The organism is Porphyromonas vaginalis (assembly GCF_958301595.1).
Taxonomy (GTDB): Bacteria; Bacteroidota; Bacteroidia; order Bacteroidales; family Porphyromonadaceae; genus Porphyromonas; species Porphyromonas vaginalis.
Window position 1 is genome coordinate 1,390,365 of sequence record NZ_CATQJU010000001.1, and the last position, 19,418, is coordinate 1,409,782.

Genomic DNA, 19,418 nt, shown 5'->3' on the forward strand with positions numbered 1-19,418 from the left:
TTCACTTAGAAAGTAAAGCCAGCACCGAGGTAGAAGGAGGTATTGCGCATAGCCTTCTGACCAAACTTCTCTAGCTTAGGATCATTCTTCTCAAGCTTCAGCTCATCGACGAAGCCCATGTCAGCGCCTAGCATACCATACCACGAGCCGAAGGTTACCTTAGCCTTAGCACCCAGACCGATGTCGTAGCGCTTGAGCTTGGCACCATCCATCCCGAGGATGCCGTCCTTGTAGACGTTGTAAGTCTTCTGGATATCGTCTAGGATTTTACCCTGGCTTACGGTAGCTCCCAGTGCGTAGGCGAAGTAAGGACCAGCCTCTACGGAAGCACCGATAGTAGGCGTCAAGTTCAGACGTACACCCACATTTATGGGGATCTGCATGTAGTGGCTGTAAATCTTTATGTCGCCCTCACCCTTTGGAGAGAGGAAAGTATATTGATTTCCCTTCATCGCAAAGGTCAGTCCTGAGCCGATGTACATCATCTTGCCCACATTGACGTCTACTCCAGCGCCTAGGCGGTAGCCAACGAAAAGCTTGTTTTCAGAGACATCCTGAAGCGTCTTAGCATGCGAAAGGTTAAAGAGTGGAGCTGCGTCAACGTAGATACGCAGAGGCATCTGAGCCTGAGCTGTGCCACCGAGCGCGCAGAGTGCTACGAGAGAAAGTAGTAGTGTACGTAGTCTTGTCATAGTAATATCTGTATAAGGTAAAGTTGTAATTACTCCTCAAAAGTACAACAATCTTGCGAGATGAGCCGGTTCGAGCGTCCGTGCGTCCCTGCGGGCTACTCGTGGGGTGCTAGTCAACGTGTATCACATAGCGATCCTTGCGGGGTGCTGGCTCGGGACTCTCATCTGGGTAGCCGATGATGCAGCAGGCGACACCCACGAGGTCTCCCTCCAGTCCCCACTCCTTGAGAAGTGCTTGACCCTCCTCCAGCTCGAAGATCCCCTTAGCCGCATTGATCCAGCAAGTGCCGAGACCGAGCGCGTGAGCTGCGTTCTGCATGTTGCCTACCACCAGAGCGCCATCTTGTAGGTAATTGCTCGATAGCGACTTGTCCGCCAGCACGACGAAGACCGCTGGAGCACCGTAAAACTGATCCTCCTCTCCACCGCGAGCTTTGTTAGCCAGCTGCGAGAGCTGGTTGCGCACAGTACGATTGGTCACAGCCACGATCGTGACAGACTGCTTGCCCATCGCCGAGGGCGCATAGGTGCCCGCCTCGAGTACCTTGTCTAGGAGCTCCTGAGACGGTAGTTCAGGCTTATACTTACGTATACTCCTGCGTGTTAGGAAGATGTCCATTTTCTCTTGAGTTGTCATACGCATAGTCTCTTCTGTAGTATTTGATTGATCTGTTGTTGTAGCCTTCTGACAAGCGACAGCTCCCACGAGGAGCAGTATCATCGTCATCGTCATCGGCATCCATTTACGTAGCATAGTCGGTTAGTCTCGATTCGTTAGTATATAAGCCCTTTATAAGCCCTTGCCTCTTGCGGCAAAAGCCCTCTACCCACAAATATACGAAAAGCTCTCCACAGCAGAAGCTCCCCACCCACCCGCCCCGCTCCCGCTCCAGACCGCCCCCTCTAGTCGTCCAGGGCTTTGCCCCTCCGACTGGGGGTTGGCTCGTTACAATAATTTAGATCTGACTACACATCGATACGGGGCTGTGTCGGGAAAAAAGTGATTTCCACGTGGATATTTCAAAATCTCCACGTGGAGAATAAAAAATTCTTCGGAGGAATGAAATGAAACTTCGGAAGAATGAAATGAAACTTCGGAAGAAATGAATCACGCCCACGTGGAAAAAGAAAAATATCCACGTGGAGATTTGAGATTTTCCACGTGGATATTCGAGAAAGGAGGGAATCGGACGAATTTCCCTGTAAAGAGATGTAAATAGAGATTAGAGGTTAGAGGGTAGAGATCAGAGGTTAGAGGGTAGGGGAGAGACATTATATACAATGAGCTTAGCTATGATCGCTTGTCCCTACGAATCGCTACTCGTGTGGCGGGGACTGGGCTGGCGAGATCGATGGAGTATAAATGGAGACTGTTGCAAAAGTCAACAGTCTCACAATCTTGCTTGCAAGATTGTCCTGACTTTGCAGAAAGGATGAAGCGCAAGGCGCTGAGGGTGAGGTCTGAAGGGAGCATACCTCCGTATGTGACCGAAGCCGAATCCCGAAAGCAACACAGCGATTCGCCTTTATGCAACAGTCTCAAACGCAGGGCTCGGACGCACCGACTGGTGTGTCCGAGCCCTGTTCGTGTCGAGCAGCACGGCGGGGATGCCGTGCGCGGGGTGTTGTGAGAGGCGCGTGGGGTGTTGCGCGGTGCGACTACAATTGCTTGAGTACCTTCACGAGATGCTCACCGATGTTGATGGTGTAGCCCTGCTGGATGTAGACGACTCGATTGAATGTGTCGCAGATGAGGAAGATGGGTAGCGAACTGGAGGTGAGCTTCATCTCCTCGCGGATCTCCTTGAGTATAGCACCCTCTGAGTCTATGCCCCAGACTACCTGAGCGGGTAGGTCGAAGCCTTCGTCGACAAATCGTGTAGCGGCGTCTTGGCTCTCAAAGAGTAGTACGACCGACTGGCTCCACTCCTCGAGAGAGGACTTATAGATGGCGATGTCTCGTAGCGTATGATTGCTCGGCTCGTGATTTGGCGCGATCAAGCCTAAGATGTAGTAGCCACGTCCGGTGGTCGAGATGAGGCTCTTGGTGGTCTGTGTGGCGAGGTCGTAGTAGAGGTTCTCCGCATTAAAGCTGCCGATGACCTGTACCCCCTCATTGCTCTCTCGCATGGTGAGCTGTACGGTCGTGGTCTCCCCACGCTTGATCTCAAAAACTTCGCTATGGGTGAGCACGGCACCGCTGGCCATACGTGTGCCAGTGGTCAGGAGATAGCGGCCCTCGTCTAGGGTGATGCCCTGGGCAAAGTCACGACTCCAGGTAGCCTCCTCGTCGAAGGTCAGTAGCGAGGTCTTGCCATCGACGATGCGACTGATGGTAAAGTGCGCATAGTACTTAGGATCGCTGATATACTTCGAGGGGGTATAGCTTAATAGGAGTGTACCCTGAGGGGCGGTGGCTATGGGGCTAGCTTGGTCGTGCCAGAGGACGTCGACCCAGTGATCGTCTGTGTAATACTGCAGCTTGCCATTGATCTCGTTGATGCGTGCGGGCCATCCGAGACTACGGGCTGCTGCTACGAAGAAGATGTTTCTGCCTAGCTCATCGGTCTGTCGCTCGCGGTAGACGCTCATGGGCTGCATTCTGAGGCGCTGCGGGTTCTGGTCCGTTACGAGCTTAATATTGGCGAGCGTCCAGTCGATCAGCTCTTGTGGTGAGCGGAGGGCTGCTAGCTGCTCACGGAGGAAGTGCTTGTACGGTGTGAGCCACTCCAGCTCTACGCGGGGATTGAGGACGTACTTGCAGTAGATCTCCGACTGATTGGTCTCGGCAGTCTCACTGTCTTGTAGGACTTCGAGGGCGATGTCTCGCAGATCTTTCTTCGTTAGGACGGAGAGGAGCTTCTCGGCCATCTCTTTGTTGCCTGCTTGTGCTATGAATTGCTGAATGGTGGCGTGATTGCCTCGTGACTCATCGACCATCGTCGCCTCGTAGGCTTGCCGGATGCTATCCTCGTAAGCTAGACGCTCGTTGTTGACGCGTCGCATCTCTTCGGAGACTGGAGGCAGGGAGCCTGATATGCTAGGCGGTGTAAGGGTTTCGTCAAGAATCTTCGGCAGGCTCTCGGACGATAGGATCACGGTCTCCACGGGCTTGGCACCGAAGGTGACTTTCTTCAGGGCTATGGCGCCGTCCTTTTCGACCCACACCATCATATCCCCGCGCCCAGCCGTGAGTTTGGCTCTTCCTAAGGCGTCGGTAAACTTAGAGGCTACGGTGAAGTACTCGGCATAGTTGTACAGCTTGAAGTCTACGCGGGCATTGGCTACTGGCTCGCCCGCAGGCGTCTTCACCTCGATGGTGAGGTCGGAGCTGGGGGCGTAGTGGTCGATCACATTGATCTCGGTGAAGAAGGACGTCTGGCGGATCACTTCTTCGGGTCCGTCGTACGCTCCAAACACTTTGGTGTGCATGAGCATACCGCGCGAAGCACTCTCGTTGAACCACCCTAAGTTGAGCACAGGCTCAGGCTCGCAGGCACCTAAGAAGTACCACTGGCCATCGACCCACGCCTCGACCCACGCATGATTATCGTCCGTATGCGCCCAGCGGGGCGTGTAGACCTGCCTGGCGGGGATACCCACAGAGCGGAGCGCCGCGACGAGCAGTGTGCTCTCCTCGCCACACCGTCCGTAAGCTGTACAGACGGTCGCTAGTGGGCTACTGGTGCGGGCGTCTGTGGGGCGGTAGGTGACCTTCTCGTGGCACCAGTGGTTGACCTCTAGCACAGCGTCGTACATAGACATGCGGCTGACACGATCTTTGAGCTCTTTGTAGAAGACCTCTCGGCTATTGTCCAGGTTCTCATTATTGACCCTAATCGGTAGGACGAAGTGTCTGAACTCCCGCTCGGGTATCTGCTTGCCCCAGGGCATCTCCTGGCGAGTCTGTAGTGAGAGTCGCACATTGTGCTCGTAAAAGGCTCTGCTATAGTCATAACGATCGGTGAGCGGTAGGTACTGATAGAGGAAGTCTAGGTACTGCTCGACCTGATCGCTACTCGTTGAGGTAGCGGTTGGCTTCGTTTGTGCTAGAGCCAGCGACCCGCTTAGGAGCATCACTGTGATGAGGTAAAGGAGAGCTTTTCGTGTCATAAGATTTAGATAGAGAGTTGTATTTGCTGTGCAAAGATAAGTGTTTAGTGAATAGCTTTTAGGAAGTCGCGAACGATATCTGCCGAGGTCTCCTGCCTGCCGTCTGGTAGACGTTGAGATGCTGAGCCATGTATCTCCTGAGCACCCGTCTCGGTGAGTATGCGCCGGATGTTGCTCGCCGTCACACCGCCCCCAGGGAGTATCGTAATGGCTCCTGCAGCTCGCTCGATGAGCTGACGAATGATCGGGATGCCCAGTTCGGCAGTCTCCCGAGTACCAGAGGTGAGGATACGGGTGCAGCCCAATGTGCAGATCGTCTCCATATCCACTAGCGGGTTCTGCGACTGATCAAACGCCCTGTGAAACGTGAAGGAGACTCCCTGAGACCGCTCCACGAGTCGTCTTGTAGCGACCTCATCGACAGTGCCAGCGGGCGTCATAGCACCACTGACGATAGCATCGACGTAGGGTAGTGCCGCCTCGATGTCTCGCTCCATGACGCGTAGCTCCTCCTCGGAGTAGACGAAGTCTCCCTCTCGCGGGCGGATCAAGACATGGATGCGAAGCTCGGGATAGAGGGCGCGCACCTCTCTGAGGAGTCCTAGGGAAGGTGTCAGTCCCCCTACGGATAGTGCGGAGCATAGCTCTATACGCTTAGCTCCTCCCGCCACAGCGGCCTGCACACTTCTCAAGCTGGCTGTGCACACCTCTAGCGTGTAGTCTCTTACCTCGCTGCGGTTGTCAAAAGTCTCTTCCTGCGTCATACTATATTATAGTAGGTTGTCTCTTAAGTTTAGTGGTTTTTGCTTCTTTAGTCAAGTGGTTTTGCTGCTTAGCCACGACAAACTTACTAAAAATGACTCGTAATAGACACGCTCTAGCCTCAGTGCCACATGTCATACGAGTGGGCGGATGTAGGAAGTGGCATACCTGCTATTAGCTATGATCTTCCTTTGCAGCAGGTCAATGGGGGCAGATGGTGGGGGCGTGTCAGGCGAGGTCGAAGGTGTGCCACGAGCCGTGCCAGAGGTCGACGGTGAGGAGCTTGCCGAGGAGGGAGGGCGTCTGCCCTAAGGCTAGCTGGAGCGTTTGACTCGCTTGGATGCTGCCGATGACGCCAGCGGTGGCACCGATGACGCCGGGCGGTACGATCTCCTCTGCGCTGTGCGGCTCGCTGTACAGGTCGCGGTAGCGTAGAGTACTAGAGGACGCAAAGATGGTACATTGTCCTCGCCACCCTTCGATAGCACCATGGACAAGTGGCTTGGCGGCGCTGCGGGTGTAGTCGTCTAGGAGATAGCGTGTGGGGTAGTTGTCCGTAGCGTCGACGATGATCTGATAGTCGGCTAGTAGGGTCGCCACATTGGTCTCATTAAGTCGCTCAGTGATGGCTTCGATCTGGAGGGTACTATTGAGCGCGGTGAGACGCTTTTGCGCCTGGATAGCTTTGGGGTGTGCGAGGTCGGCCTCACAGTAGAGGATTTGACGCTGGAGGTTGGAGGGGGAGACAACATCGCAGTCGATGATGGCGATGCGCCCGATGCCTGCAGCTGTGAGGTAGTAGAGTATAGGTGCTCCCAAGCCCCCAGCGCCAACGACTGCCACGCTCGTCTGAGCGAGTAGTCGCTGACCCTCGGGACCTATCTCGGGGAGCTGTAGCTGACGCGCATATCGTGCGCCGTCAGTGATGCCAGCGTTGTCGTGGGGCGTGCGGGTTACATCCACTGGTCCCAGTCTTTCCAGATGACTTCGTAACCCTGTGCTTTGATAGCAGCGATCATCTCTTCGGGAGAGCGTGAGTCGTTGATCGAGAACTGCTCTAGCTCAGGATTAGGATCGACATAACCGCCAGGCTGCGTGCTACTGCCAGCACTCATAGAGTTGGCACCGATGCGTACCGCCATATCTCTGAAGGCACTGCTCTCGCGAGTGGATAGGGAGATCTCGACCTCGGGATCGAAGATGCGGTAAGCGCAGATGAGCTGTACCATCTGACGGTCGTTGATCGGGTCTGCAGGCATATAGGAGCCTACGTGCGGACGCAGACGGGGCAGCGAGATTGAGTACTTGGTCTGCCAGTGGTGGCTCTCAAGATAGTCTAGGTGTAGCGCGGTAAAGAAAGCATCCGTGCGCCAGTTGTCTAGTCCTAGGAGGGCTCCAATACCGACCTTGCGAAAGCCTGCCTCGGCGGCTCTGTCGGGCGTCTCTAAGCGGAAACGGTAGTTGGCCTTGAGCCCCTTGGGGTGAAAGCGTGGATAGCTCTCCTCGTTGTAGGTCTCCTGATAGACGCAGACGTAGTGAGCGCCCGCCTCGACGAGAACTTTGTAATCCTCGACAGACATAGGCTGTACCTCGATGGATATTTGCGCAAACATGGGGCGTATGAGCTCGATGACCTGACGGTAGTACTCGACTCCGGCATGCTTTGGAGACTCGCCCGCCACGAGAAGGATATGGGTGAAGCCCATGTCGGCGATAGCTTTTGCCTCAGCCTGCACCTCCTCCATGGTGAGTACCTTGCGGACGATTTTGTTCTCCTGATTGAACCCACAGTAGACGCAGTGGTTGTGGCAATAGTTAGAGAGGTAGAGAGGCTCGTACATGCGTATGGTTTTGCCAAAGCGCTCGATGCTGAGCTGCTGTGCTTTGGTCGCCATAGCGTCTAGGTAAGCATCTCCTGCGGGGGAGATGAGTGCCTTGAAGTCGCGTAGCGTAGGCGTAGCTGTGGCGATGGCGTGCTCTACATCTTGAGCAGTAAAGGTGTCAAACTCAGCACACTCCTGCTCCCAATTGTACTGCTGCTTATAATCGTAGAATGTCATTAGTCAAAGAATCCTTGGAGTGGTGAAGTGGCGGTGGCGGTCATATCGGTGGCGGGCTGGTGCAGACCCATCTCGTAAGCTGAGCGACCAGCCTCGACAGCTTTTCTAAAGGCGGTGGCCATAGCTACTGGGTCGGCAGCGGTAGAGATAGCGGTATTGACGAGTACCGCATCGGCACCAAGCTCCATAGCCTCGGCAGCGTGTGAGGGGCGACCGATGCCAGCGTCTACAACTACGGGGACGGTGCTCTCTGCGATGATAATACGTAGCATATCTCGCGTGGTGAGTCCCATATTGCTACCGATCGGAGCGCCGAGGGGCATGACGCAAGGTGCACCGACCTCCTCGAGTCGCTTACAGAGCACAGGGTCTGCCTGTATGTATGGCATGACGATGAAGCCCTCCTTGACGAGTTGCTCGGTGGCGCGGAGCGTCTCCATAGCATCGGGGAGAAGGTACTTAGGGTCAGGGTGTACCTCTAGTTTGATCCAGTTGGTCTGTAGTGCCTCACGGGCTAGTTGTGCGGCGTAGACCGCCTCGTCGGCATTGCGTGCACCAGAGGTATTGGGTAGGATGATGACATTGGGGCGTGTGATGCTCTCAATGAGTGTATCGTGGAGGCCTGCAGAGGTCTCTACTCGGCGAAGCGCGACGGTGATAAGCTCGCTGCCAGAAGCGTCGAGGGCGTCTGACATAAGTTGATTGTTGGCAAATTTGCCAGTTCCGATGAAGAGGCGCGAGGTGAAGTCGTGGTCTCCGATTTTCAATGACTTAGTCTGCATGTATATAGTAAATTAGAATGTATGTCTATAGAATATATTTAGGAAAGCTTGATCTGTGATGCCGTAACTGCGATACGACTTGGGCCATATCGGTGGCATGCTCGATGGCACCGCTCACGGCGATGCCGTCAATGTTTTCGTTGCCTAAGAGCGTCTCAGCATCTTCCGGCTGTATGCCTCCGATAGCCACGATCAGAGGAAGGGTGTAGCAGCGATCTCTCTCTAGAGCTTGCTGAGCGATCTGCGAGATCCCCTCTAAGCCCAAGATAGGAGCGAGGAGAGCTTTGGTCTGTGTGTCTCGATAGGGACCCACGCCGATGTAGTCAATGTCGGCTGCCAAGGCAGACGGTAGGTCGTCGAGGCTATTGACCGTATAGCCGATGATGTACTCGTCGCCCAGGATGCGTCGCGCCTCTTGTGGAGGGCAGTCTCGCTTGCCGAGATGCACCCCGTCAGCGTCTACCGCGATGGTGGCGATGATGTCGTCGTCGATGAGCAAGCAGGCATGGTAGCGATCGGTCAGTGTGCGCAGGCGCAGGCCCATCTCGATGCGCTCCTCGGTGGTCGCCTCCTTGAGTCGTAGTTGCACCCAGCGTCCGCCCGCCTCTAGGTATTGGGATACCTTGTTATATAGTGTGTCGGGGTCTGACTCGTTGGTCACATATTGCAGGGCAAAGTGTGAGTACAGATGCTGCTTCTTCCAATTCCCTGAAAGGAACTTGGGGTAAAGTAGCTGTCGCCCAGGACGGTTTGGTTGCCCCGCAAAGATAGTGGCGAGGTAGTGGCAAGCCCGCTGCACAGAGCTTACGAGGCTGTACTCCATGGCCCAGTAGCTGGCGATTGCTGCGGAGAGCATACAGCCAGTGCCGTGGATCGACTTGTCGTAGCGATGCGTGTAGTAGGGGTGGATGCCGTCACGGGTGATCAGATGGTTGATCACAAGATGTGGCGAAGAGGTGTCGTGTCCACCCTTGAGGAGGATAGCCACGCCGTGCTCCTGAGCGATGCGCTGAAGCTCTGCGGGATCGTCTGTGCCAAAGAGCGCCTGAGCCTCAGGCTTGTTGGGTGTGACGAGGCTTACCTCATTCAGTAGGGTAGCGAGCTGGTCCTGCTCCTCTGTCCAAAGGCGGGACTGCGTCTCCTCGGCGGCTGTGGGCTGGAGGATAGGGTCCCAAATGATTCGCTTGACGCCTAGCGCCTTCATCTGCGCAACGATCTGCACCGCCTGCTGTAAGTCCTGCACCATACCGAGCTTAGCCACGGTGACTGGGTGGTCGGTGAGAAGCGTCGTCAGCGACTCCTGAAGTTGGTCGGACGGTGTAGCGGTAGCGGAGACGAAGCGGCGGAGGCTCTGTGCCGTGAGTGTAGAGATAACGCTGTAGCACTGCACGCTCAGATTATTTGCGATGCGGGTGTCTATGTTGATGCCAGCTCCCGATGTGGGGTCGTGACCCGCAACGGTCAGAATGGCGGGCGTTTGGTATTGATCCAGCCGCTCTTGTCGTTGCTCCTGCGGTTGCGACCAGATGTCTCCTAGTACGGCGACCCCAGCGTAGCCCGCCTTTGCGACGGTCTCTTGCCGCTCGGGGGTGATGCCCCCAAGAGCGTAGACAGGGTAAGGGAGCTTGAGCAATTCCTCCCGACACGAAAGTAAGGCGGGATTGCCCTGATAGCCCTCCTTGCTAATGCTATCAAAGAGCGGGCTGAGCAGGGCGTAGTCTGGTGTGAAGGGCAGCTCCAGTAGCTCTTGGATCGAATGCGCCCCGACCGCTATCGTCTGGTGAGGAGCGAGAGGGATATCCCTCCACTCCGCCACACGACGATAGGGTAGGTAGACGCCCGCCACGTCATACTCCGCCAGTAGCGCATAGTGATCACACAGCACGACATACTGGTGATAGGTGGGCTCTAGATTGTCTAAGACCTTTCTAAAGTCAGCCTCAGAGGCTCCCGGCATGCGCAGGTGTACCTTACAGATGCAACTTCTTACGACATCAAAGATATCGCCAGCTACATCTTCTACATACTTACGTTCGGGCGGCGTGATGATGATCATGGGGCGTCAGGCGGTTTACTGATTACTTGTCGTCCTCGATGCGTTTCTGCAGCTGACGACTAGCACGCATCGAGCAGAAGTGCTCACCACACATGGAGCAGAAGTGTGCCTCCTTGTGTCCCTCAGCGGGTAGCGTCTCGTCGTGATACTGAAGTGCGGTCTCGCTGTCGAGTGCTAGGTGGAACTGATCCTTCCAGCGGAACTCATAGCGTGCCTTGCTCATAGCGTAGTCGCGGTAGTATGCGCCTGGGTGTCCCTTAGCTAGGTCGGCCGCGTGGGCTGCGAGCTTGAAGGTGACGACACCCTCCTTGACATCGTCCTTGTTGGGCAGGCCTAGGTGCTCCTTGCGGGTCACGTAGCAGAGCATCGCTGTGCCGCGCCACGCAATCATAGCACCACCTATGGCACTAGTTATGTGGTCATAGCCTGGGGCAATGTCAGTGACCAACGGCCCGAGCGTGTAGAAGGGAGCTTCGTTGCAAAGGTCTAGCTGCAAGTCCATGTTCTCCTTGATACGCTGCATAGGTACGTGACCAGGGCCCTCGATGAGGACCTGCACGCAGTGCTTGTCCGCAATGCGAGATAGCTCACCCAGCGTACGTAGCTCGGCAAACTGTGCCTCATCGTTGGCATCGGCGATAGAGCCAGGACGCAAGCCGTCACCGATACTGATACCTACGTCGTAGCGAGCGCAGATCTGACAGATCTCGTCAAAGTGCTCGTAGAGGAAGCTCTCACGCTTGTGCGTCGTACACCAGTTCGCCATGATAGCACCGCCACGAGAGACGATACCAGTGAGACGCTTCATCGTCAGCGGGATGAACTGCCAGCGCAAGCCGGCGTGGATGGTGAAGTAGTCGACACCCTGCTCCGCCTGCTCGATGAGCGTGTCGCGGTAAAGCTCCCAGGTGAGCTTGTCTGCCTGTCCCTTGACCTTTTCCAAAGCTTGGTATAGTGGCACGGTGCCTACAGGTACTGGCGAATTGCGAATGATCCACTCTCTCGTCTCGTGGATGTTGCGCCCCGTAGAGAGGTCCATGATGGTGTCAGCACCCCAGCGGATAGCCCAGACCGCTTTCTCAACTTCCTCCTGGATAGAGGAGGTGATGGGCGAGTTACCAATGTTGGCATTGATCTTGACGAGAAAGTTGCGTCCGATGATCATCGGCTCGCTCTCCGGGTGGTTGATGTTGTTGGGGAGGATAGCTCGTCCAGCAGCGATCTCGTCACGGACGAACTCAGGGGTGATGCGCTCCGGGATATTAGCTCCAAAGCTCTCGCCTAGATGCTGTGGGTACTGCTCTCGGATCTCGTCAATGAGCTGATTCTCACGGATAGCGACATACTCCATCTCGGGGGTGATGATCCCCTGACGCGCATAGTATAGCTGCGTGACAGGATGCTCCTCGGTGCCTACGAGCGGCTGGTCGTTGAGATGGGCAAAGCGCAGATGATCTAGCGAAGCGTCTTGTCTCCGCTTGCGACCATACTCCGAGCTCTGTTCCTTCAGTCTCGTCGTGTCGCCACGCTCCTCGATCCACTGCTGGCGTATCTTAGGTAGCCCTTGGTGCGGATCGACATGATAGTCGGGATCGGTGTAGGGCCCCGAGGTGTCGTAGACTACGACCGAGCCGTTGTTGTGCCGTACACCCTCCTCGTCAATGGTGTCAGAGAGTGTGATGCGACGCATCGGCACGCGAATGTCGGGGCGAGAGCCGGTGACATATATCTTAGTAGAGCCAGGGAGTGGACCCTGAGAGATGTTTAGATTGTCCGTTTGATCTTTTTGCTTCATAGAGTAAAGAGATTAAGTGTGTTTGGAAGAAGAGGAGTGTTTTAGCCACCCATTGCTGCGGTAATGATCGTGACAGCATCACCCTCGCAGAGCTGGTGCGTAGGCCAGGCGTCACGTGGTATGACACGATGGTTGACCGCTAGCGCCGTGTGGTCGAGCGTCGCGACGACAGGCGATACCGCCTCTAGTAGCGAGGTACCTGCCGGCAGGTCGTGGGGAGTCTTATTGATCGTTACTTGCATAAGCCATATAAAAAGAAAAAGAGCCTACATACCTTCATCAGTCTGGTATGTAAAACTCTTAGTGTGTACTGTCCAGCCAATGAGGCTTGACAAGTAGGGTGTCCCAGTATGAGAGTCTGCACGGTCAGCGTGTAGTCGTTCTCTTTGCCTACGCCAGTATTATCTGGATCAGGTCGAGGGTCTCATCTCAGCCACCATGCAGTCGCACTGTGGCACCCCTAAGAGTCACCCACAAAGGTAGTAAAAAATATCAGAGTAGCCAACCCTCCTGCAACTCCTCGATCCGGTGGAGGCCGTTAAACGCCGAGTCGTTGTCGGGCGTATCTTGCAACAATGCCCTCCCCTCGCTAACTCTTATCTAGGAGTATCCATAAAGCGCGGAGGTAGTTTGCGTTCTTTGTATTGTGCTGATTTCGTTATATATGCGAGTTCCAAAAGTTGTTCCCCTTTTGGAACTAAAAAGTTCCAAGGAGGAACTTTTTAGTTCCAGCGGAGGAACTTTTCAGTTCCAAGGGGGGAACTTTTTAGTTCCAAGGGAGGAATCAGAAATTTCCTAGGTAGGAAAACTCTCCTCTTGACGAAAAGAGCATATCGGGAAGGGGGGGACGAAAAAGTCACGCCCAGGAGTGCGGTCGCTCCTAGGCGTGACTAAGACAAAGTAAACTTGAGGCAGGTTGCGACCCCGTGCGGGTTACTCTTGCATCAGTGCTTCTATATCGACCTTTGGCTTGCTGCTGGTGCGCTGCCTAGCGTGGAAGGCTTTGTAGAGGGCGGGTACGACAATCAGCGTCAGCAACGTGGAGAGCGCCATACCGCCGATGATGACCCACGCCATACCGGTACGTAGCTCGGCACCCGATCCACGTGAGAGCGCTACGGGGAGCATACCGATGATGGTCGATAGTGCCGTCATAAGGATCGGGCGGGTACGGAGCTTGACCGCCTGAATAAGTGCTTCGTCCACGGACAAGCCTTCGCCACGAGCTTCGTTGGCAAAGTCCACCAGTAGGATCGCATTCTTGGCGACCAGTCCCACCAGCATCACCATGCCGAGCATGGCGTAGATGCTCATAGCGGTATTGCTCATAGCCAAGGCTAAGAGCGCCCCCACGATGGATAGTGGGATGGCGACCATGACGACGAGCGGATCCGTCCAGTTGTTGTACAGTAGGACGAGGGCTAGGTAGATGAAGAGTAGGGAGAGCAGGATAGCGGTGGTGAGGACGCTCATCGAGTCGGCCATCTTCTTCATATCTCCAGCGGTCTGTATCTGTACGCCTTGGGGCATCTGCGCCTCGCTGAGCTGCCCCATAAACTGCTTGGCGATGGCTCCTGCAGGTACGCCGTAGGCTTGTGCACGCAGGGTCACGGAGCTGTTGCGGTTGAAGCGCTCCAAGCGACTAGGCCCGATGCCGAGCGTCACATCGGCAAACTGCGACAACTGTATCAGGTCGCCTTGCGGATTGGCGACGGTGAGACTTGCCACATCTTCGATGGAGCGACGAGAGAGCTTGTCGGCACGTATATTTATCGCATACTCGTAGTCCCCCTGCGTGTAGCGGAGCTGGTCATTGCCCTGGAAGAGGGTCTGCATCATACCCCCCACATTGTCTAGCGTTAGTCCCAGATTGGACATCTTATCACGATCCACTCGCACGAGGATCTCGGGGGTAGCGTTTTCGACCGAAAGGGTAGGCTGTATGACTCCCGGAATGGTGCTCAGGAGCGCCAAAGCCTTGTCCGCAAAGAGCGCCACCGAATCCTTGTCCGCACCTGAAACGATGTACTCGACAGCCGCCTTGGAGACGGTGCCAGTCATGCTCACACTATAGACGTTGACACGCGCATCAACGAGGTAGTCGGTCAGAGGTTTGCGGATACGAGCCACGTAGGCTTCGGTACCTTCGGGCGTCTTCCGTAGCTTGACATCTAGCTCGGCGAGGTAGGGGGTACCTTTGCTGCTCTGGCTGTTGTCACTCGTTAGTCCGACCATGGTCACCACTTTCTCCACCTCGGGGCGCTGCATGAGCCACGTCTCAGCCTTGCGCACGAGCTGGTTGGACTCAGCCATAGAGATGTCCTTGGGCATCTCGAGCTGTATGATACACTCTTGGCGGTCCATGTAGGGCTGGAACTCAAAGTTGATAAAGCCCAAGGGGAAGAGGACCAGCACCGCAGCCATCAGCGCGACGACGATGCCTGCCAAAGCCCAGCGGTGGCTTAGTCCCCAGCGTGTGAGCGACGAAATGCCCTCGGCAAAGCGGCTGATGCCACGCTCGAAGCTCGTGAGCATACGACCCAGCGGACGGTCGTTACGTAGTGGCTGTATGTTGCCCAGCCTAGATGTGAGCAGAGGCACCAAGGTGAGGGCAGCGAGTAGGCTAAAGAGGATGGCGATGACGATCACAGCGCAGAACTGACGCAAGATGTCCGACACCAGCGAATTGGTAAAGATGATCGGGAGGAAGACCACCACGAGGACGAGCGTCACGGAGATGACCGTGAGCCCGATTTCGCTGAGTGCGTCCCAAGTGGCTCGGACACGGTTCTTGCCCATCTCCATGTGGCGGTAGACATTCTCGATGACCACGATGGCATCGTCAACGAGGACCCCGATGACCAGTGAGAGGGCTAGGAGCGACATCATATTGAGGGTGAAGCCGAAGATGCGCATCCCGATGAAGGAGGAGATGAGCGATACGGGCACCACGACCATCACGATGAGCGCATTGCGCACGTTGTGCAGGAAGAGCAGTATCACGAGCGATACGAGTAGGATCGCTAGGAGCAGGTCGGTCAGCACGGAGCTGATGGCGTTGCGCGTGAAGGTGGTTGTGTCTTGTGCTACCTCCACTTTGAGTCCCTCAGAGGCGTACTGCTCCTCAAGGCTTTGGATCTGCTTGCCGACAGCTTCGCTCACCTGGAGCGCATTGGCATCGGACTGCTTGAGGATATTGAGCAGGATCGCCTCCTGACCATTGACGCGTCCCATCTTGACAGGGTCTTTGACCCCGTCTACTACCTCAGCGACATCCTCTAGACGTATGGGTGCGCCAGAGACATTGCGCAGGATGATCTGGCGTAGCTCCTCGATAGAGGTTATTTTGCCAGAAAGACGTACGGCCATCTGCGTTTCGTCGCTCTGCAGGTAACCTGTCGGGAAGTCGAGGTTGGACGCTCTGATGGCACCCTGCACCATCATCGGTGTGATGCCAAACTCCTGCATGCGTCCCTTGTCAAGGTTGATCTGTATCTCACGTTCTACACCACCGACGAGGTCTACATTGGCGATGCCCTTGATGTGCGATAGCTCGGGGACGATGCGCTTGTCCACAAGGTCGTAGAGCTCTGTGGAGCCGATGTCGGCTCTGGCGGAGAGGATCAGGATAGGCTTCTCATCTACTGACACCTTAGATATACGAGGGGCAAAGACTTCGCGAGGAAGCTCGGCACGCTTGGCAGCAAGACGGTTTTGCGCCTCGGTCATAGCTTTGTCAATGTCGGTACCAAAGTCAAAGGAGACCATGATCATCGACATACCCTCGAAAGAGTAAGACTGCATCTGATCAATGCCCTCCATGCTGGAGAGCACCTCCTCGGCCTTTTGCGTTAGCGAGTTCTCCACCTCGCTAGGCGATGCGCCTGGGTAGATGATCTGTACGTTGAGCAGAGGCGGTGTAAACTTAGGCATCAACTCTGCACTCAAGCTCTTGAAGCTCAAGTACCCCAGCACAGTCAGCAGTATGAAGAGTACTGTGACGTAGATGGGGCGTTGGATAGATAACTTTACGATTTTCATGCTGTGGTCCGCTCAGTCACTCGTTGATGGTCTTGACGGGTAGTCCGTCCGATACGTTGATGAGTCCGGCTACGATGACGCTTTCGCCAGCTTGTAGTCCGCTCAGCACCTCAATGCGGTCACCGATGAGAGAACCCGCGGTGATCGCCTTCTGCTTAGCTACGCCCTGCTCTACGACATAAACGTGAGCGTCCTTGACGCTGCCGACGATAGCGCGGCGGGGAATCAAGATACCATGTGTCTCCTGCTGATTGCCGAAGGATACGGAGACATACATCCCAGGGCGCAGTCCGTCGGTGCTCTGCTTGTCTAGCGTTACATCCACGGGGAAGGCGAGCGCATGGTTCGCCTTGTCACCTACCATTGAAATCTTGCCCGTGATCGTCTGACCAGGGTAAAGCTCGCTCTCCACGGAGACTGTCTGTCCCTTGGTGAGTTGTAAACGCTGGCGCTCGGTCACGAAGCAACTAGCCTTGAGCTGTGAGTCATCAACGATGTCAAAGAGCTTCGTGCCTGGGTTGACATAGCTCCCGACCTCTACGTAGCGCTTGTAGATCTCTCCCGAGATAGGCGCCTTGATAGAGGCATCGGTAAGGCGACTGCGACTAGATATGTACCGTCCCTGGGCTGCGACCATCTGCGTGTGCATCGTCGAGAGCTGCTGGTCGGTGACACCGCCCTGACTGTGCGCCTGCTGAAAGCGCTCGTAGTCCTTCTTGGCTGCTTCGTAAGCTACACGACTAGACTCGGCATCGGCTCGGAGCGTCTCGGCATCGAGCTGTACGAGTAGCTTGCCCTTGGAGACATGGTCGCCCTCGTCGGCATAGAGCGAGACGACGCGTCCGCCGAGACTGGAGACGAAGGATAGATCTTGCACACCCTCCACGAGTCCATTGGCGGTGAAGTCTGCGGTATAGTCGCTCTCGCTGACTACCTCTGTGCGTACAGCCACGGCCGACTCCTCAGCGAGGAGGGCTTGTGTCTTGGCGGTGGTGGATTGCTTGTTCAGTACTAGGACTAGTACGATGAGTCCGATAGCTAGCACGATGGTTATCGGTAGATAGACTTTTCGTTTCATAACTATATAAGTGTGATGCTATTGAGTTGTTCTTTAATTCATTAAGTCTCTGATCTCGCCTTTGCTCTTCTTGAGATCGATGTAGGCTTTGATATAGTCGCCGAGGGCGTTGGCGTAAGACATCTGCGCCTGCACGAGCGACTGACTCGCATTGAGCACATCTGAGAGCGAAGCTACACCGAGGGTGAAGTTTTGCTGTGCTAGGTCGAAGACCTGTGCTGCGAGGGTTTGGTTTTCCTTTTGCAGTGAGATCGTCCGCTGAGTGTCTTGTAGCTTGAGCGAAGCGTTGAGATGCGCCATGCGTAGCGACTGATCGAGAGAGCGCAGATCCTCCTGCGCCTTGAGCAGATCCATGTGACTCTCGCGCACCTTGGAGAGATGAGAGAGACCACTAAAGATAGGTACCCGCAGGCTCAGCCCCAGCATCGCTGTCGGGTAACTGTACTGCGTGTTGCCACCGCCAAAGAGCTTGTCGCTCGTATAGTTGTACTGAGCATTGAAGGCAAGAGATAGGGTAGGGATGTAGTCATACCGCTTAGAGCGCTCCTGTAGCTGCGCCATCTTCTCACGCTCTTGCAGCTGCTGGTAGGCGATATGCTGCACGGGGTCAAAGGTTGCTGAGCCACTCTCGGCGATCTCCTGCTGAGCTAGCTGGTCTAAGTCTAGCGGAGCGATCACGATCGGCTCTGTGACCTCTAGACCCATCTGTAGCTTGAGGAGGTTTTTCTGCACCTCCAGTCCGCTCTCGATAGCTGCTTGCTGTGTCTTGAGGTTGGTCAGGTTGACCTTGAGACGATCCACGTCTACCTTCTTGATCAAGCCACTGGAGTAGCTAGCCTCCATCGTGCGGAGCATCTTGTCCACTAGCTCTACACTATGCCCCATCTGCTCGGCCGCATACTGCGTGACCTGAGCTCCATAATACAGTGTTGCCGTCTGGGCGATCACATCCTCCTCGGTCGAGGTCGCAGCTAGTGTCGCCATGCGCTCAGAGACCTTGGCAATGTCGAGCGTGTTAAAGAGCGACATATTGAGTATCTGCTGATTGACAGCGACTCCAGCGTTGGCACTGTACTGCGTACCCATCTCGATGGTCATATACTGTGAAGCGTTGGGGTCGCGCATCTTCTCGGGGAGCATATTGTTCATAAAGTTCGGCATGATGAACTTAGCCTTCTTTACGTTGTCATTTAGCGCAGCCGACCCGCTGATCTGAGGCATCAAAGCTCCGATCACCTCTTTGCGAGCCTGCTTCGCTTTCTCCTGATCGTAGGATGATTTCTTGACATTACTGTTGTGCTGCACAGCATAGTTGAGACATTGCTGTAGCGAGTAGCTCTCCTGAGCATAGCCTGAGGCTACGAGCAGGAGCAGGCTGATGAGGAGCAGCCCAGTGCGACGATTAGATTTTATCATGATTGTGGTGTGTAAACTAATTCCCTTGTGTCGAGACGATAGCTCGTAAGTGATACTGTAGTATGGAGGCGAAGTAGCTACCCGAGGGTAACGGCTTACTGCGAATCACTGCCTGTATGTAAAAGCCAAATATCGAGTAAGACATATACTCGCATACGAAGGGGATGTCTAGATCGGCCCTATAGAGACCCGTCTGGACGCCCCGCTGTAGATTGGCCGTCATCTTCTCGCCGAAGTAGTTAGACCCCATGACATGCTCCAGCATCGCCTGGTCGGGATTGCTACGCATCAGGTCGGAGAAGAAGACGGGGTTCAGCGTTACGAAGAGCTCGTCTAGCTGTGCGAAGCACTTTGTCAAGCTCTCTATGGCACTCACCTCCTCGTCATCGAGTATCGAGAGCACACGCTGGAAGTCTCCCGAGATAGCGTGCACGCACTCCTTAAGCAGCTCCTCCTTGGAGCTGAAGTTATTGTAGAGGGTCTTCTTCGTGATCCCCATCTTGGTAGCCATCTTATCGAGCGATAGTCTGAAGCCCTCCTGCTTGAGTATGCTGATCGCCTTGGCTACATAGTTATCCTTGCGACTATTTGTATTCATACGGTCTATATTTGAGACGTTTCTA

At 55.2% G+C, this 19,418-nt stretch carries 14 protein-coding genes and 1 riboswitch; all 14 genes read right to left on the reverse strand.

Annotation, left to right across the window (positions count from 1 at the left end):
- Positions 1 to 5: 5 nt before the first annotated feature.
- Positions 6 to 692, reverse strand: a complete 687-nt coding sequence (locus Q2J34_RS05525; protein WP_300969496.1) for an outer membrane beta-barrel protein — start codon at positions 690 to 692, stop codon at positions 6 to 8.
- Positions 693 to 801: 109 nt separating this feature from the next.
- A complete protein-coding gene (locus tag Q2J34_RS05530) occupies positions 802 to 1,446 on the reverse strand; it encodes a nitroreductase family protein (RefSeq protein ID WP_300969497.1) in 645 nt (214 codons plus the stop codon).
- Positions 1,447 to 2,351: 905 nt separating this feature from the next.
- Entirely contained in the window at positions 2,352 to 4,805 is a 2,454-nt protein-coding gene (locus Q2J34_RS05535) for a transglutaminase domain-containing protein (protein WP_300969498.1), read from the reverse strand.
- 44 nt (positions 4,806 to 4,849) lie between these two features.
- Positions 4,850 to 5,569: a copper homeostasis protein CutC gene (locus tag Q2J34_RS05540; RefSeq protein ID WP_300969499.1), complete on the reverse strand. Its 720-nt coding sequence runs from the start codon at positions 5,567 to 5,569 to the stop codon at positions 4,850 to 4,852.
- A 226-nt stretch (positions 5,570 to 5,795) separates the two neighbouring features.
- Positions 5,796 to 6,530, reverse strand: coding sequence for a HesA/MoeB/ThiF family protein (locus tag Q2J34_RS05545; protein ID WP_300969500.1), 735 nt, complete (start codon positions 6,528 to 6,530; stop codon positions 5,796 to 5,798).
- Positions 6,521 to 7,627, reverse strand: a complete 1,107-nt coding sequence (thiH, locus tag Q2J34_RS05550) for a 2-iminoacetate synthase ThiH (RefSeq protein WP_298887852.1) — start codon at positions 7,625 to 7,627, stop codon at positions 6,521 to 6,523. The genes Q2J34_RS05545 and thiH overlap by 10 nt, the downstream gene beginning before the upstream one ends.
- Positions 7,627 to 8,409, reverse strand: a complete 783-nt coding sequence (locus Q2J34_RS05555; protein ID WP_296928446.1) for a thiazole synthase — start codon at positions 8,407 to 8,409, stop codon at positions 7,627 to 7,629. The genes thiH and Q2J34_RS05555 overlap by 1 nt, the downstream gene beginning before the upstream one ends.
- A 25-nt stretch (positions 8,410 to 8,434) precedes the next feature.
- A complete protein-coding gene (gene thiE, locus Q2J34_RS05560) occupies positions 8,435 to 10,465 on the reverse strand; it encodes a thiamine phosphate synthase (protein ID WP_298887850.1) in 2,031 nt (676 codons plus the stop codon).
- Positions 10,466 to 10,487: 22 nt separating this feature from the next.
- Positions 10,488 to 12,260: a phosphomethylpyrimidine synthase ThiC gene (gene thiC / locus Q2J34_RS05565; protein ID WP_297113377.1), complete on the reverse strand. Its 1,773-nt coding sequence runs from the start codon at positions 12,258 to 12,260 to the stop codon at positions 10,488 to 10,490.
- A gap of 41 nt (positions 12,261 to 12,301) precedes the next feature.
- The gene (gene thiS / locus Q2J34_RS05570) at positions 12,302 to 12,502 is read right to left on the reverse strand and encodes a sulfur carrier protein ThiS (RefSeq protein WP_025883295.1); all 201 of its coding nucleotides are present in this window, start codon (positions 12,500 to 12,502) and stop codon (positions 12,302 to 12,304) included.
- Between the two features lie 128 nt (positions 12,503 to 12,630).
- Positions 12,631 to 12,732, reverse strand: a riboswitch (TPP riboswitch).
- A gap of 461 nt (positions 12,733 to 13,193) precedes the next feature.
- Positions 13,194 to 16,301 carry an efflux RND transporter permease subunit gene (locus tag Q2J34_RS05575; protein ID WP_298887847.1) on the reverse strand — a complete coding sequence of 1,036 codons (3,108 nt, stop codon included), beginning with the start codon at positions 16,299 to 16,301 and terminating at the stop codon, positions 13,194 to 13,196.
- A gap of 16 nt (positions 16,302 to 16,317) precedes the next feature.
- Complete coding sequence (locus Q2J34_RS05580; protein ID WP_298887845.1) at positions 16,318 to 17,379, reverse strand: efflux RND transporter periplasmic adaptor subunit; 1,062 nt, start codon at positions 17,377 to 17,379, stop codon at positions 16,318 to 16,320.
- A 33-nt stretch (positions 17,380 to 17,412) separates the two neighbouring features.
- Positions 17,413 to 18,795, reverse strand: coding sequence for a TolC family protein (locus Q2J34_RS05585; protein ID WP_298887843.1), 1,383 nt, complete (start codon positions 18,793 to 18,795; stop codon positions 17,413 to 17,415).
- A 16-nt stretch (positions 18,796 to 18,811) separates the two neighbouring features.
- Entirely contained in the window at positions 18,812 to 19,393 is a 582-nt protein-coding gene (locus tag Q2J34_RS05590) for a TetR/AcrR family transcriptional regulator (protein WP_300969501.1), read from the reverse strand.
- Positions 19,394 to 19,418: the final 25 nt, after the last annotated feature.

Coding starts and splice junctions, on each gene's coding strand:
- Q2J34_RS05540 (WP_300969499.1), bottom strand. CDS start 5,569: ATGACGCAGGAAGAGACTTTTGACAACCGCAGCGAGGTAAGAGACTAC.
- Q2J34_RS05555 (WP_296928446.1), bottom strand. CDS start 8,409: ATGCAGACTAAGTCATTGAAAATCGGAGACCACGACTTCACCTCGCGC.
- Q2J34_RS05530 (WP_300969497.1), bottom strand. CDS start 1,446: ATGCTACGTAAATGGATGCCGATGACGATGACGATGATACTGCTCCTC.
- thiE (WP_298887850.1), bottom strand. CDS start 10,465: ATGATCATCATCACGCCGCCCGAACGTAAGTATGTAGAAGATGTAGCT.
- thiC (WP_297113377.1), bottom strand. CDS start 12,260: ATGAAGCAAAAAGATCAAACGGACAATCTAAACATCTCTCAGGGTCCA.
- Q2J34_RS05590 (WP_300969501.1), bottom strand. CDS start 19,393: ATGAATACAAATAGTCGCAAGGATAACTATGTAGCCAAGGCGATCAGC.
- Q2J34_RS05575 (WP_298887847.1), bottom strand. CDS start 16,301: ATGAAAATCGTAAAGTTATCTATCCAACGCCCCATCTACGTCACAGTA.
- Q2J34_RS05535 (WP_300969498.1), bottom strand. CDS start 4,805: ATGACACGAAAAGCTCTCCTTTACCTCATCACAGTGATGCTCCTAAGC.
- thiH (WP_298887852.1), bottom strand. CDS start 7,627: ATGACATTCTACGATTATAAGCAGCAGTACAATTGGGAGCAGGAGTGT.
- thiS (WP_025883295.1), bottom strand. CDS start 12,502: ATGCAAGTAACGATCAATAAGACTCCCCACGACCTGCCGGCAGGTACC.
- Q2J34_RS05585 (WP_298887843.1), bottom strand. CDS start 18,795: ATGATAAAATCTAATCGTCGCACTGGGCTGCTCCTCATCAGCCTGCTC.
- Q2J34_RS05525 (WP_300969496.1), bottom strand. CDS start 692: ATGACAAGACTACGTACACTACTACTTTCTCTCGTAGCACTCTGCGCG.
- Q2J34_RS05580 (WP_298887845.1), bottom strand. CDS start 17,379: ATGAAACGAAAAGTCTATCTACCGATAACCATCGTGCTAGCTATCGGA.